The sequence below is a fragment of the Paenibacillus sp. 01T442 genome (assembly GCF_056398345.1).
Genome location: NZ_JBFTPF010000001.1, coordinates 164,834 through 181,136, shown reverse-complemented (window position 1 = coordinate 181,136; position 16,303 = coordinate 164,834). Strand labels below are relative to the sequence as shown.

The 16,303-nt window shown below is 48.2% G+C and carries 9 protein-coding genes; all 9 read right to left on the bottom strand.

Annotated elements, in window-relative coordinates; genetic code table 11:
- Window positions 1-112: 112 nt before the first annotated feature.
- The 9 genes from AC1DLM_RS00815 to AC1DLM_RS00775 all read right to left on the bottom strand — a co-directional run bounded on the left by AC1DLM_RS00815 (window position 113) and on the right by AC1DLM_RS00775 (window position 16,189).
- On the bottom strand, window positions 113-3,022 hold the full coding sequence (locus tag AC1DLM_RS00815; RefSeq protein ID WP_477568770.1) for a family 78 glycoside hydrolase catalytic domain: 2,910 nt from the start codon (window positions 3,020-3,022) through the stop codon (window positions 113-115).
- 219 nt (window positions 3,023-3,241) lie between these two features.
- Entirely contained in the window at window positions 3,242-4,279 is a 1,038-nt protein-coding gene (locus AC1DLM_RS00810) for a glycoside hydrolase family protein (RefSeq protein WP_441987612.1), read from the bottom strand.
- A 51-nt stretch (window positions 4,280-4,330) separates the two neighbouring features.
- A complete protein-coding gene (locus AC1DLM_RS00805; protein WP_441987611.1) occupies window positions 4,331-5,728 on the bottom strand; it encodes a sulfatase family protein in 1,398 nt (465 codons plus the stop codon).
- A 22-nt stretch (window positions 5,729-5,750) separates the two neighbouring features.
- Window positions 5,751-7,193, bottom strand: coding sequence for a sulfatase family protein (locus AC1DLM_RS00800; protein WP_477568769.1), 1,443 nt, complete (start codon window positions 7,191-7,193; stop codon window positions 5,751-5,753).
- Window positions 7,190-8,806, bottom strand: coding sequence for a type 2 periplasmic-binding domain-containing protein (locus tag AC1DLM_RS00795; RefSeq protein WP_477568768.1), 1,617 nt, complete (start codon window positions 8,804-8,806; stop codon window positions 7,190-7,192). The genes AC1DLM_RS00800 and AC1DLM_RS00795 overlap by 4 nt, the downstream gene beginning before the upstream one ends.
- 60 nt (window positions 8,807-8,866) lie before the next feature.
- A complete protein-coding gene (locus tag AC1DLM_RS00790) occupies window positions 8,867-9,751 on the bottom strand; it encodes a carbohydrate ABC transporter permease (RefSeq protein WP_441987608.1) in 885 nt (294 codons plus the stop codon).
- A 12-nt stretch (window positions 9,752-9,763) separates the two neighbouring features.
- Entirely contained in the window at window positions 9,764-10,675 is a 912-nt protein-coding gene (locus tag AC1DLM_RS00785) for an ABC transporter permease (RefSeq protein WP_441987607.1), read from the bottom strand.
- A gap of 239 nt (window positions 10,676-10,914) precedes the next feature.
- Window positions 10,915-13,143, bottom strand: a complete 2,229-nt coding sequence (locus tag AC1DLM_RS00780) for a helix-turn-helix domain-containing protein (protein WP_477568767.1) — start codon at window positions 13,141-13,143, stop codon at window positions 10,915-10,917.
- A 43-nt stretch (window positions 13,144-13,186) separates the two neighbouring features.
- Window positions 13,187-16,189, bottom strand: a complete 3,003-nt coding sequence (locus tag AC1DLM_RS00775; RefSeq protein WP_477568766.1) for a chondroitinase family polysaccharide lyase — start codon at window positions 16,187-16,189, stop codon at window positions 13,187-13,189.
- Between the last annotated feature and the right edge of the window lie 114 nt (window positions 16,190-16,303).

Here is a 16,303-nt window from a genome sequence, read left to right as displayed (position 1 = left end):
GAAGCCCTCCCGCCACAACGCTCTTATTTTCTTAACATTTGCGAAGCATTAAAGTTTAGTCAAAAAAAGAGCTGTCCCTATGTAATATACATAGGAGACAACCCCTTGCCTGCTATAGAAGCGCTAGCTTTGTTTCATGTATGATGCCTGTGTAGCCTTCAGGCACGGAAGCACGAACAGCTATGCTCTCTGGATAACTGATGTGAAGTACTATCGTTTTGGTGGATTCGTCCACCGTCCAAGCCACGTCGATTCTTCCCCCAGCAGGATGCGGAACACTGCCCTTCGCCCACGTCAAACCGCTTGGTACAGGCGCAATTTCTACCTCTGTCCAACCTGGTGCGAGACTTCGTACGCCAAGCACTTCCCTTCCCAAGAAGTACGCCGGAGCGGAAGACCAAGCATGACAATGGCTGCGCGTAAGCATGTCGGGATTCGCACGATTTTCAAGAAAATTAGGATACTGTTCCCAACAAGTTGTTGCCCCATTGCGAATCATCATACCGTAATTATGACGAATATCCCCAAGCACACGTTCGACTTCTCCTAATTTAGCTAGTGCTTCATAATAGAAGAACGACATAAACGGGCTGCCAATTTGGACAAATTTGTCCGGCGGGGACACAAGGTAGCTGTCAATAATCGCTTTCCTGTTCCCTTGTGCTACACCCGTTAGGGAAGCTACAACATGTGTTTGCATACTCAGCACAGCGGAGCGCCTTCCATTGGCGTGGATGCAATCGATGTACGCCAATTTGTCAGCGTCCCAGAGATGTTCATTGATCGCTGTCTCCAGATTTAGTGCCGCTTCATCGAACGAAGCTGCTCCCGCTTGATCCCCCGATATGCGAGCCATACGAGCTCCAACTCTAAGGGTATGCGCGAGAAACATATTCTGATGAGACACAACGCCGTCATTTGGTTGATCGATCGGCGACCAGTCGAGCAGATTCCAGCCTTTGACAGCAAAGAGACCCCGATCATCGATCTTCGCTAGATAATGTTGCAAGGTGAATTGGATATGCCCGTACATCTCTGCAGCAAATGCTTCATCCGCAGTTTGTTCATAGTATTCCGCACAGGCAATCGCCCAGAAGAACGTCCAGTTCGGGATCACACTGCTCCATCCGCTCGGTACTTGGTCCGCGAATAACGGGGTTTGGTGACTGGAACCTGGCACAAGCTTCAAACAGCGCTTGAGAATATCCTGTACCCCATATAGATAGTTGCTGACAAGCGCCTCATTCCGGCTGTCCCCCACCCAGAATACCTGCTCATATGCCGGACAGTCTACGAATGTATCTTCCATACATAGCTTCGTCGTGTGCCGGGAGATTTCCCAGATATCATTCAGGAGTTCATCGGAGCAAGTAAACTGTCCTACTTCCGCTACAGGGTAATTACTCTGTATCATGTTGACGCCGTAGAGCTTGATCGGTTTCTGTGCACCCCGTACAGTTAGGGAAACATAGCGGAAACCTCGGCGAATCGGTGTTTCATAACGCTGACGGCCAGCCTTACATACATATCTGAGCGTATGGTCAAGCCCGAACATATCCTGCCTGTACGCACCAGACATATATTCGAAGCCATACCAATCCAGTACAACGCCCTCCTCGGCTTCTACTTCAAAGCCTAAGTAACCGGAGTATTCCTTCCCTAAATCGAAGAGTACCTCGGTATCATATCCTTCAAATACAGGTACAATCGCTGCTTCAGCGTGCGGAATGACCGCATTCTGCAATTGGGCAGGAACAGCGTACCGAATGTTTTCTTTTCTCCAAACACTCAGAGCGAACACATCAACCTCAGACACATATTTAGAATCTATCGGCTTGATCCACTCTTGGTATGCGCGCAAATCTTCTACACTTCTCACCTTGTCGCGGAACTCCAGATAGGTGCGATGCTCCCGATTCAGTTCACGTGTATGTTGATGATCAAGCAGCTCGACGGCATCAAATGGTCCTATTCGCAGCCAATCCGAAGTCAGCTCGTCACTGTATGCAACTGGTGCTTGAAACGACACCACATGGTCTTCTTCCGCATATAAGCCGATTTGGAGCTTACCCGTGTGAATATCACTCGACACGTCGATGAACAACAGATTGTCTCCTGCTTGCAGGTCGATATCGACATAGCGTTCTGGAGCAGAGCCGTACATCTGATCACTATCGATCCACTCGCCATTCAGAGACAGTGCCTTTAAACACTCCCTACCTTGCAAGAACCCTATAGTTGCCTGACCCGCTTGGGTGGAACGAATCAAGGTTGCTGCGTAGCCTAGAAATTGAATGCGATTCGCATGATCCTCACTACCGTCTATCCAAGCGTTACGGACATCAAGGGTCGCAGTGACTTGAAATGACTTTACCTTCGCAAGTGATTCAACCCGAACGGGTGCAATGATTTCCTCTGTCAGCAGTGGTATGTCACGCGGCTTTAAAGCGATCCATGGCTCCATGCCGACAGGGCCGAGCACAACGGAACTCGTCCAGTCTGCCGTGTCATACACCTGCCCTGTCCATGCCGAATCCCATAAGGATGCATCCACATATTCCGCAAAGGCGTGCTGACAGGATGCTCGCGATGAGCGGGTATGATGCCCCTGATGTAAAGAAGTGATCCACGTAGCATCCGTCGCCGCGAGCACATTTCCCTCGGAATCGTTCAATTCCGCCAACAATCCACCGCGCCCTCGCACATAGTAAAAGGTTGCAACGCCGAAATGGTTCACGAAAACGGCTACCGTATTGCTTTCGCCTGGTTGTAGCAAATGTCCAATTTCATACGTATCATAAGACTGTTCAAAAGGCCAAGAACGAACCGGACCCCGCCCGACTTGCGTGCCATTCACATAAAGAACGTATCTCGAATCCGCCGTAATTCKGAGTGAAAAGCCGTCACTTCCACCTTCACCAGCTGGAACCATGAACGATTTGCGAAAGCATCTCCATTCATTCCTCGGGCTCTCTTCCCCTTCGCCCCATATCCACTTTGCCTGCCAATTCGTCAACATCATCCAAGTAGACCTCCTAGCATTCCTGATTGCTTCATTCTCCTCTAATTATAAAAAATGGTGTGAGCAATGTTATAGGTTTATGACGACATCTCGTGGGTATATGATGACACTATCCTAACCAAATCAGCTTCCCATGGAAAACGGCAGCCAATGCTGGCTGCCGTTTCAACACTCTTATGTGGTTTGTATGTATGATTTGGTGCCCTAACCTTATTCATCCTATTTCAAAGGAATGACCATATTCCATGTATTCGCAGCACTTGTAAATTCACCAGGGCCGTCAGCTGTCGCAAAAAACATATGGGTGGGTTCGTTATTTTCAAATAAAATAAACGGCCGCTCCAGGCTCCCCATGACCTGCTCCGTGCCATCATCCCACTTGATACTCCGAGAGTATGACTTTTCTCCCTCAAGAGCTTCCCAGTGTATTCCATCCTGTGAACTTGCCAGAATTCCGCCATGATATTCACCGCAAATGTTGCCAATCATATCCTTCGCGATCATTTCATAGCCGCCCGGCACCTGATAAATAAAAGGATCCTCCAAGCAGAATTTATCTGTTGGAAACACAGTCTCATCTGCTAAAGCCGTGTACGGTCCCCTGTAATGATCGGCCTTCGCAACCCCAAACGACATGGTTTGACTGTGTAAAAAGGTAGAATACGGCCTGGATTTGTAGGTTCTAGTCTTATACACCAGAAGTACGGATCCATCTTCATGAATGCACGGCGCAGGATTAGAGGTGAAGAAATTATCGAACTTATCCGGTCTTGGCTGTAAGATGGGAGAATCCATTCGTTCCCACGGCCCGTATACGCTCTTGGAAACAGCAATGCCAATCCGCTTATTGGCTCGCGCTACGATACATCTTGGATCATGAAGATCATAGGTCTCTGCCTCTTCAGGCGATACATCCATAAATGGGTGCGTGGACCCCATATAGTACAAAATATACGTATCCTGATGCTTCACGATATGCGGGTTATGCGTACTTCTGCCGTCCCAGTATTCCGCTCCTCTGAAAGGAAGAACCACTTCTTCAAATTGATAAGGTCCTTCAGGCGTGTCCGAAACGGCTCGCACCACCTCTGACGCGACTAGCCAGCCCGGATGCATCGGCAGGTATTTAGGCCATCTGGAAGCAAACATATGATACCGGTCATCCTCGCCCTTCACAACAGAACCGCACCATACCCAATAGTCATCCATTCGGAATCCACCAGATCGTGGTGAGGGCAGCATTTGGTTAGCTAACATACATCTTTCCTCCTTGGGTAACGAATTGGATCAGCAGCGTGCCTAGATGGACTAATCATTCCATATATCCCGAGTCGCTGCCAAAGCAACATCCAGTTGATCCCTTAACGCCTGTACAATATGCATGTTTTCCTGTTCATTTGCGATATTGTTCAACTGATACTCATCGCTCAGATCATCGTATAACAGATACGATTCTTGCTCTGCATAGTTTTTGCTAACTAGAAACGTGTATTGCCGGGTCTTCAAACCCCGCATATTCGTAAACGGATTAATGAATAAGCCTATTGTCTCCCCATACTCGACCCCATAGAAATAGCCCGTTTTGTTATCTCCCTCACAATCATTAGGGATGTGATCGGCAAGCCCCATCATGCCTAGCAAAGTTGGCATAATATCGGGAACATTGAAAATAAAATCAGCTCGGCTAGGTTTGATTTTCCCCGGATACCTGATCACGAAGGGAACTTTAAAGCACTCCGCATACCAATGCGGTTTCCCAGCTAAGTTATGACTCCCCATCATATCGCCATGGTCTGACGTAAAGACAACAATCGTCTCGTCCTTTATCCCCTTTTGTTCGATGGCTTCCAAGATTCTTCGGAACTGATCGTCAACCCCTGTAATGGCCGCAAAATAATTTTTCACATGTTCCTTGCCATACTTCAAGCCATCGTGGGGATGGGATCCGATACGTGACAACGCCTCCGGCGTTTGATCGGTCACATTCGGTCTAACCAATAAATCCTCCGCGCTTTTTCCTTCATACATCGCCACATAGTTGTCAGGCACCTGATCGAAGGGCGGATGCGGGGGATTATAAGCGACAAATAAAGCAAAGGGCTTATCGTCATCCCGATACTTGCCATCTGCATTCCTAATATATTGAACGGCTACATCCGTTTCATGCTTGACGGACCATTCGCCTGGCTTCTGTTTGTCCTCAATACCTGCATTATTCTCCCAGTAGTGCGGGTCCAGATGATTGTCACTAGCACCGTAAGCATGCCAAAAGCGAAAATTGTGCCTCCGCTCTGGCAGCGTATATGAGTCCCACAGTACGCCATCTTCTCTGAATCCTTCTGTCAGAGACGCTTGGGATGGCTCTACAGGATCTAGATGCCATTTCCCAATGTAGCCCGTCTCAAATCCTTGCTCACTCAACACATCGGAAAAGCAACGCTCGGATTTTTTCAGATATACGCCGTAGACATTTCGGTTGCTATTGCAGTTTGCAATAACCCCAGTTGAATACGGATATTTCCCCGTAAATAGCATGCCTCTGTAAGGGCTGCAAATTGGAAAGTTGCTTAGCGCATTGTCGAGCACCAAGCTTTCTTGGCTAAAAGCGTCCAGATTCGGCGTGATGACCGGGTCCGCATGCATGAAGCCTAGTGATTGCTGCCTCAATTGATCTGGGAACACATAGACCAAGTTAGGTCTTTTCATTTCTGCATCTCTCCCACTTGTGTTACTTAAAGGCGCTGCCTTCGGTAATCCCCACCCCAAGCGGTGCTAATTGGCCGTTTCCTGTCACGGGTGCAATCCGGCCATCCTTACTTGGATCTGTGTATTTCCCGAACCATTCCCCGAGTCTTCGCCGCAAATCTTTCAACACCAACTCGCATGCGGCATCATCAATCCGGTTCACATCCTCATTCGGATCATTTTGCAAATCATATAACTCGTGCGGACCGTAAGGATAACGATGCACATATTTCCAAGCTTGGGTGCGGATCATACGAACCGGTCCGTATTCGTCATAGATGACAATATCCTCATGACCGTCGTCCTCTTCTCCCCGCAATAGCGAGAGAAAACTGCGACCCGGCAGCGGGTACGGATCGGGATTGGACAATCCCGCATAGGCCAGCAGCGTTGGAAACATATCATATTGGCTAACCAGTTCACTACGAACAAGTCCGGCAGGGATTACGCCTGGGTGACTGAAGATGGCGGGAACCTTAACGGACGTATCGAACATATTGAGTGGGAACGTTCCATTGCCTTTGCCCCAAATGCCGTGATGCCCCATATTCATACCGTTATCGCCCGTAAAGATGATGAGTGTCTGCTCCCTTAATCCCTGTTCCTCCAGCCATGCGATGATTCTGCCGATGCCATCATCCATAGCCGTAACAGATGCATAATAGCCGCGAAGCAACTCCTTACGTCGTTCACCTTCGCCATGCGGTGCAGAAGTGATTTGATTCACGTGCAGCGGCAGCTCAGGAACAGAGTCGAACGGGCAGTCCTCATACATGGACACATAGGACTCTGGGTGCTCAGAGCGATCCCAAGGAGAATGCGGGGCTGTATAGTGAACGCTCAAATAAAAAGGATTGTCTTGCTGGGAAATTTCATTCAGAAAGTCCAGTGCCCGATCCGTAATCAAATCTGTCACATAGCCATCCATTAGTGTAACCTCGCCATTTTCCACCATATCAGGCTTCATATACGAGCATCCGCCTCTGGCGATGGAAAACCAGCGTTCGAAGCCTTTCTGCGGGACCGCGCTTGCGCCCAGATGCCATTTCCCGCTCAAAGCACAAGCATAACCAGCTTCGGCTAACAGCTCCGAATAGGTCAGCTGACCAGCCAAATATTCAATAGCTGTACGCTCGTCAGCAAAAATCGGCTGACTTTGCACCTCTTCCCGCAATTCACTCCGATTCACATTGCCGGAGCAAATCCAGTCATGAACGCCGTGCTGCGAAGGCATACGGCCAGTCAATATAGAAGCACGCGCCGGCGAACATACCGGCGACGTGCAGAAAAAATGATCGAATCGCATCCCTTCGGCTGCAAGCCGATCGAGATTCGGAGTGTGGATTTCGTCGTTGCCCGCGCAGCCTAGAGCCCAACTCCCCATGTCATCAGCCAGTATCACAATGATGTTCGGTTTCCCACTCATTTCGTTGATTTATACCGATCGTAAACTTGTTGGTAAATTTTCACCATTTTATCCATACCCATGTCGTTCAGCTTTTTCACATAATCGTCCCACTCTTTGTCGATACCACCGGAAAGCATCCATTTCGCGTACATTTTACTTACATAGGCATCAATATCCGTCAAGTAGCGGGAAATCTGATCGCTTTCTTCCGCCGTAAAGTAGGTTTTTGGGAACGCATTGTCAACCAGGTATTTGCCGTATAGATTGTCGATGTCGACCTTCGAGCGAATTGATGTCTGTGGAGGCGGCACAATCTTATCGGTGACAGATTTAGTGAGTGCCCAGACAGAATAAGCGGTTGGCGGCACCTTCATGAAGTCTTCCGAGTTAGCTCCTTGCGGAAGGGCAATCGCATCGTATTTACCATCCGAGCGCTCTTTTAAGCTGTCGCCTCCGATAACCCCTCTGCTCATTTGCATCGAAATTTTCGGATCATAGGTGTAGTCAATCCAGCGAATCGTCGCTTCCGGATGTTGATTCTTGTTCGTAATGGCGAATGATCCTCGCAGCAAAATACCGTTTGCATATTCCGCCCATACCGGATCCTTACCGTTGGGCCCTTTCAGCGGCGGCAGCGATACGTAGTCCTGGTTGGCTGGATTCCAATCGAACACGACGCCTACAAGCCCTTTGCTTTCTTTGGCCGTGAGCACCTTGCCATCCTGTGTAAAGCTTTCTGGATCTGCCAAGCCTTCGGCGAAAAGCTTGTTGAAATATTCAATGGCCGCCCTGTACTCCGGCTGTACCGCTGTGTAAATAACTTTATTATTTTCAACAGCTAGGTGATTATTGCCCGCTTTATGTACATCGCGATCAATTCGTCCGAAGGCGCCGAAGAAGGAATTTACATCACTGTTCCAGTTTTGTAGGAACGATAGCGGGATTTGATCCTTCTTGCTGTTACCGCCTAAATCGTTCACTTTAAAAGCTTTTAGCGTTTTATAAAGCTCGTCGGTCGTTGTCGGCATTGGCAGCTTTAACTGGTCAAGCCACTTTTTATTGATAAACATCGTCGATTTCGTCCGCGAATAGCTTTCGTCGATCGTAGGCAACGAATAGATGTGCCCATCCGGCGCGGTTAATTGCTTTTTATAGGTCGGATTATCTTGCAGTAGTTTCTTCATATTAGGAGCATATTTCTCGATCAAATCCTCAAGCGGAATGAGAATACCCTGAGAACCGTACTTCACAATATCCGTGTCTTCGCTGAGAATACCGTGCGCATAGAAAGCGTCAGGCAGCTCGCCGCCGGCGAACAAGAGGTTCTTCTTCTCTGTCCAACTGCTGCCCGGGGTCAAATTCCAATTGATATGAAGGTTTGTCGTAGCCTCTATATCCTGGAATAGCTTATAGTCGTTCAAATCCTTGCCTGAAGGCGGTTTAAACCCCGCAATATTGAGCGTCAGCTTCTCTTTGGCGATCGGGAAGCCGCTCACGTTCATATTGGACGGTACAGTTCCTTCCGACTTGCCGCTCACCTCTGGTGTGCCTTTGTCTGAACTGCAGCCTACAAGTGCAACTGACATGCCTAACACTAATCCTAGTGAAGCTTTTGACCATTTGTTTTTCATCTTTTTTTCCCCTTTCTGATTAAGAAATGAACCTGCCTATAGTAAGCGAAGAAAACGCGATTACCCTTTGACGGAACCGACCAATGTGCCTTTGACGAAATACCGCTGCAGGAACGGGTACAAAATCATAACGGGCAAGCTGGATATGATAATAATACCGTATTTCATCAACTCCATCCGTTTCTGCTGCTCCTGCGAACCATCGAGCATACCCTGCATATCGGAGCCCTCATTCATAATCAAGATATTACGTAGTATGATTTGCAGCGGCTGCTTGGCGTTGCTTTTCAAATAAATGAGTGCTTGGAAGTACGAATTCCAATGTCCTACGGCGTAGAAGAGAACGATCACCGCTACGATCGGCAGTGCAAGTGGAATAGCAATTTTCCAGAAAAATTTGAGATTAGAACACCCGTCCATCTGAGCTGACTCGAGCAATTCCCCCGGTATGTTGGTTTGAAAAAATGTCCTTACAATAATCACATTAAAGACCGAAACCGCATTCGGAATGATCATCGCCCAAGTCGTATCCAGCATGTGCAGCTCTTTGACAAGCAAATAACTKGGAATAAGTCCGCCGCCAAAGAACATCGTAAATACAAGCAAGAACATAAACACATTTCTACCAATTAGATCCGAGCGGGACAGCACGTACCCTGCCGTGATCGTGAGCACGACGTTAATCGCCGTTCCCGTGAGTGTATACCAGAGCGAATTACTGAAGCCCATCCAGATGGAGGACTCGGCAAGCAACCGTTTGTAACCGTCCCAGGTTATATGTTCAGGAAAGAATAGCAGCTTCCCGGAATATACCAGATCAGGATCCGTAACAGACGCGGTCAACACAAAATAAAGCGGATACAAAACTAACAACACCAGAATAGAGATGAGCGTATAGTTGCAGATATCAAACAGGAGATCCGCTCTTGTTCTCGCCAGTTTCATCGGTTCTCCCCCTTACCACAAGCTAGTTTGTTTTAACGATTTTGCGATTTTGTTCACGCTGATCAGCAGAATGAAGTTAATCACGGTATTGAACAGCCCTATGGCTGCGGAGTAGCTGTACTGCCCCTGTACAAGTCCGGCTTTATAGACATACGTCTGAATAGTCTCCGACGAGTCAATGTTGAGCTGATTTTGCATCAGATACACTTTCTCGAATCCAACGCTCATCATATGGCCCATATTCATGATTAGCATAATGATAACCGTCGGCATGATGGATGGAATATCCACGTGGTAGATACGCTGCAGCTTGGATGCACCGTCAACGGTTGCCGCTTCATGTAGATCTGGGTTGACGGCAGTTAAGGCTGCCAAGTAAATAATCGTCCCCCAACCAACGCTTTGCCATACGCCTGAGAATACGAAAACAGTTTTAAACCATTCAGCACTCCCCATAAAGAAGATTGGCTTGATGCCAAATATCCCGATTAAGCTGTTGACCGCACCTGTTTTAGGTGATAGCAGTAGATATACGATACCGACTACGACAACGGTAGAAATGAAATGGGGCGCATACGTAACCGTTTGCACAAAACGTTTGAATCTTTCACTCGTTAACTGATTGATCATCAGTGCGAGAATGATCGGCGCCGGAAATGCGACAAGCAATTCATAAATAGAAATGCCTAGCGTATTTCTGATAATGGTAACAAGCTGGTACGATTCAAAAAATCGCTCGAAGTTATCGAATCCTACCCACGCGCTTCCCATGATGCCTTTTACCGGGTTGAAATTTTTGAAAGCAATTTGGAGCCCGTACATCGGGAGATAGTGGAAAATAATGAAATAGGCCAGCGTAGGCAAAAGCAGTAAATATAAATCATAGTTACGGATGATACGCTTAAAAATTTGTTGTTGTGTCATGTTGTTCATTCACCTCCGCTAGCTGTTGACCATTTGGTAATATTCATTCTTCATGCCTCATTTGTACCACCCTTTTAGACCGTCCGTATATAAGTGAGATCGCTACATGGACTATGCCATTCTTGCTATTGGCCTAATTCGGCCAATAATAAGTCATTTTTAACTTGTCTATATGTCGATTTCAATACGAAATAGTAAAAAACGCCTCTTCTAAGAAGAGGCGCCCCAAGATCATACCATCATCGATGCTGTTTCCGATACTCACCCGGTGTGACACCAACGGTCTGTTTAAACTTGCGAATAAAGCTAGAGACATCACTATAGCCAATTTGCTGAACAATATCTTTGACGGAGAAATCCTCTGCCTTAAGTAGTCGTTTGGCATGATCGATTCGGACCTCGTTCATATAGTCCATGATGGTCCTGCCCGTCTGTTCCTTGAAATATCTGCTCAAATACGATAAAGATAACGAGAAATGCTCGGCGATCCTCTGCACAGAAAAATCATATTCCCCACAGTGCCGTGAAATGTACTGCGTGATTTGCTGGATCAATGCGGATGGATTCGCCGGCTTCTTCGATTCAAGCAAATCACAGAAGGTCGCACAGGCGGTCGTCAGAAGATCCACGATTTCATCCAATGTCATATACTCCGTCAGCGTCAGCACGTCGGGAAAGCTGGCGGTTGCCCCGCCTGAATTGCGTTTATCCGCGTAGGCAATAAACTTACGAATCATATCGTAACAGAGCTCTCTAGCCACAAACAGCGTAAGTCCACTCTGTTTCATCCGCGTGCCAATTTGATGGACGGTTTCGGCGACTCGGCCAGCGTTTCCGTGTTGCAGCACGATTTCCAAATCCTCCAGCACTCTTCTGGGGCTTAATAKGTCGGCATGGTCGTGCACGAGCAGTTCATCGAAGAAAATGACCCGCTGATTGCCTTTGATCAGTTTATAATCGATCGCTGTTGAAGCCTCCAGATAAGAACGGCCCGCTTGCACCAACTCCGCATATCGGTTGCCAACTCCCATCGTGATGGGAGCTTGGAACACGGCTGTCAGATGCTCATGCATCTGATTCAGCCACTCCCTCCAAGATTCCGGCGAACAGCCTGATGATACAATAAACAGCATCCGGTGATCTTCGAGACTTTCTTTGCGGTACCCGACAATTTGCCCGCCGAACCAGGCTTCCACCTCTTCATGCAACCTGCCTTTCATTGGTACAAAAGAAGCAGGAAATTCCAACATTAACACAGCGGTTTCTGGGTAAGGAAGCAGGAATCCAATCTCTTGCCCCTGTACATTTAAAGCTTCGACTGAAGCGAACTCGCCTTTCAATAAACTGGCAAGCAGGTGCTCCATAACAGCTGAACGATTGGCTTCCAGCTTCAGCCCTAGACTTCGGTTCGAATCAGCCATATCATGAATGACGTTACCGATCATTTCAAAGACGTTCGCTCTGCGGAGTGACTGACCCCGAATCGTCTCCACAAGCGCAGCTAGCCTTTTAACCGGATTATAATTAAAGATCATGAGCACATAGACGAGCACACAGCCTGCAAGGAAAATGACAGCCATCCAGGTCCCCCACTGCCAAATGGCTCGGTTAATCGGCGCCACCAAGGTAGATTTAGGAAGCATCGTGACGTAAGTAAACCCACTTTTGTCCGATTTCTTGTAAGAGGCTGCATAGGTAATATGCTGAATCGTAATATCCTGAGATTTGGCATTGCCGTTCACGATTTGGCCGAAGAAACCGGGATCTTGCAAGTAGTCAGTAGGCGTTTGAGCCGCTATGACACGCCCATATTGGTCGAACACAATAGCGTTGCCATCCGGTACCGGCAAACTCTTGAGCAGCTCGTTTTCTTTTAATATGAAAAGTACCGTACCGTAAGGGTGTAGACTGTTAATCGGAATCGGAACGATGTAGCTAACAAGCCGCTGATCGGGAATTCCTGAGATTTTAACGTCCTCCGCTGGCCTGAGCCGAGGGGCTGTCAAAAGATTCATGTCATCATTAAACTGCACGGAGGTCCACTGCTTATACTGATAAAATTCACCAATGAATGCATTGACCTTATAAATACTTGTCGATGAAAGCAGAAAATCGGTCCCCCGAATATACAGAGCAATCTCTCGGATGCTCTCATCTACAACCTTGCTTTCCAGCACTTTCTTACCTTGGTAAACGTTGAAGTAATCATGAGTCAGCACATATGGAGATAACTCAGATACGCCTTCTAATTGACCTGCAATCCGATTCAACAGGATCATCTTCTGATCCATCCCATCCTGCAATTCATTAAGAAGCGCCTGATTGTTCCTTTCTACATCGCCGCCAACGATATGAACCAGTTGATAGTAGCCAGTCACCCCTAATACAAGCAGCGGAAGCAAAAATAGCGCCATGTAGGAAAAAAGATAACGATAAAAGACCGGTAGTTGGTTAATCGCCGTTTTCATCTTTTCGCCCCCATCTCGATTTTGTTTGACCGTTTCTAAATGATTACACGATTGGAACCAAGACAAGTTCCTTTGGCATTCCATCTTGGCAGATTAGCTCAACGATACTGCAATCCCCCTCACCTGCCAAAACTTGAATTCCCTGATCAGGTGATGAAAGCATCCACTGTCCTTTTAGCGTAATTCGCATGGCATGGGCTATGCTTTCTGCATGCACCCACTTGCGTGAATATACACTAACTTCTTTCTGAATCCCGCTTCTATCGTATTGATCCGTTTCGATTCCTTCATATAAACGAAGATCCGGGTCGACCGCACTCATCGTCAATGTTCCGCCTTCCTCGCGGATCATGACCATCGCAGGCGTATCAACTGCCGTCACGTAACCGATCCCCAGACAATCGTCCGCTTCGAACAGCGCGTATGCAGTTGTACAGCTCTCTGCATCGAACACCACATGTGCTGATCGATCCCGACGCAGCACCTTATAAGGGGCTGTATCCGAATGCGCCATCTGCTCATAAAAGCGCTGAACCTGTCCGCAATCCGTATCAACCAGGATCGCGTATTCGTAGCTGCCCTCATTCGGTGAAGTCCCATGATCCAGCCATGCTGCAGCAAAATCGCCTTGTGTATCAACATCTGTTGATTGATGCTTGGAATGCTGTGTTACTTTCGAGACAGAAACCGTCTGTCCGGCTGGCACATAATACCCGTTTCCTTTATTGTCCAATATCCATGCGGGATTGTCTAATTGCTTTTTTTGGAAATAAGGGAAATCATAAATCGGCGCCGCTTCGTCAACCCAGAGCGGATCTTCCATGATAGGCAATTGATTCTGAAACAGCGTCGTTTCTGTCACACAGGCTTCATTATCGTTTTCGATGCCAGAACCCAAGCAAATAATGCGATTATCGAAGAAAAACGCCGACTTGCGCGCTCGATGACTTCCCTCATATTTGGGATGCTCATGCAGCTTCATGGCAAACATCCCGTTGTGCCCTTCCAAATGAAGTCCGCCTGCAAAGGTCTCATCCGAAAGGAGCATTTCCTCAAAGCCGCTGAATGTATCTACATTGCAAACGTTAGCGCGCAGCTCCTCTAGCGGCTTATGCACGGTGGTCGTCCCCGGCCATCTATTCCAATCCCAACCATCCTGCTGATAGCCGCTATCTTGATGATTGACTGGCTCACCACGGCCCATAATCTGGAGATGACCGTGGGAAATGTAACGGCCGTACAGATTCGCGTTCACATACGTTTCGTTCGCCCACAAATAGCGGCTGTGTCCGCGCATGCCGGCAAGCCAGGAACCTCGCCGATGAATGGCCAGCGCGGCGTAGTTCATCGTCCAGTTACCGTTCGGTTCTGGTTCCTGTACAATACCCGCTTCTTTAAAGCGATGTGCCGCTTCCGTTCGCTCACCTGGGTCTAGCAGCCGCAGGTAGGCTGCTGCGACTTCTGTATCTACCTCGCTGCAACCATCAGGCGTGCCGCTCTCAGCTAGAAAAGCAAAAGGCTCCGGATCGAGTGCCCACTTACCTGTAGGATGTCGTGCAGATAAGGAGATCAGCCATTCCCGCTTGTTGCTGTACAGCCGCATAGAAAGGAGGGCTTTTCGTATCGTCTCATGTGCTTCTTGGCTTACACGGAACGGGGTACCATTCAATACGTACATCAACGGTGTCACGCCTTGAAACCCGCCTACTGCATAGGCAGGGTAATGATTCACGTGATGATAGGCAGACCCGTCGATTTTATACGCTGCACGCAGACCTGGAGCAGGCAATAACGACTGGGAGAGCCAATCGCGGAACGCTTTCAGGTCCCGTACTTTTTCAGGTGTGTCGTCCATGATAAGCAAGGAAGCGAGCATCCCGTGCAGTGTCGTGTTGTAGATGTCGATGTTGCCTTCTACTTCTGCAAGAGGCGTATGTGTGCGGCCCACGCCGCTGAACCAGCGCATCGTCCGCTGTGTACGCTCCAGGATTCCCGCCTCTTGAAGCTCAGCTCTCATAAGAAAAACGGCAGGATAATAATCACGGAAGTTATAGCCAAAATGATGGACGGTTCCTTGCGAGCTGCCGTACGTCCAGCCTTGATCCTCCATGTAGTCCAGTACTGTTATAAACATTGCCTGCAGATCAGCTCGCTGTTCCGCCTCCTCGCAAGACCGGAAACAGACCGCCGTTTCCAGCAGGAACTGAGTAATCTTACTTAGCGGTACACCGTTGGAAAGGCGTTTCAGCTCCTCCTTTAACAGAGGCGGATAATGATCAAAGAACAGCTCGATTGGACGGCCTGTGAGAATTCCACCTTTGCGCGCGATCCCATATTCGGCGAAACGCTGCTGAAGCAACGTGATCTCATCCTTCAACGCACTCCTTTCCTTGAAGAAGAGCGCCTCGAATCGCTCGTTCATCAGCTCAAAAGCCTCTTTCTCTTCCTGCATGACCGCTGATGGGATCGCATGCTTCGGAGTCAACTGTTCAAATGCATATAACGCAAGCCAATGTGCGTTTGCAGATACATCGGCGCGAAGGTTTACCAACGGCACCTGGAAATCCCTTGTATGGAACCTAGGATCGATCGGCGTGTTCAACATCATCTGATCGATGAACAACGTTCCTGGCTGTACGCCCATTGGCATCCGAATTGTAACCGTATCCATTTCTGGGTGAGKGATCCCCGTCATATCCCGTTCATAAGCAACCCAAGCGGTTCGCCAACCACTGAAATTCAACCCAAATTGAAAGGAGCAGTCCACCGCTTGCCCACCGCGCCCGAACTCGAATACAAGTTCCCCCTCTACTGGAGAAGCGTTATAGATCCAGATCGTAAACGAGTCGCGCGCCTGATCCTTCGTTCCTTCCTGAAACGGGCGATACCCTATCGATTCCGTGACGATCACGGATGAATTTTCTGTATAATCCCACTGCAAGCTGTAGTTGCCATCCTTGTAGTACTGATTCGTAATGGACAAGCGAGAATGCCTGTCACAGGCAAAACAAGCTGGGATACCGCTTTCAAAACTGAAAATAGTCATTCGTCTTTCCCCCTCTTCTACACCTACTCTGTCAAAGTGATTCATAAGAAAGTGTAGAACAGTGCCCACCCGCGTGTAAATCGGCGGTTTCCTTCCACGCATATGCGAAATCTG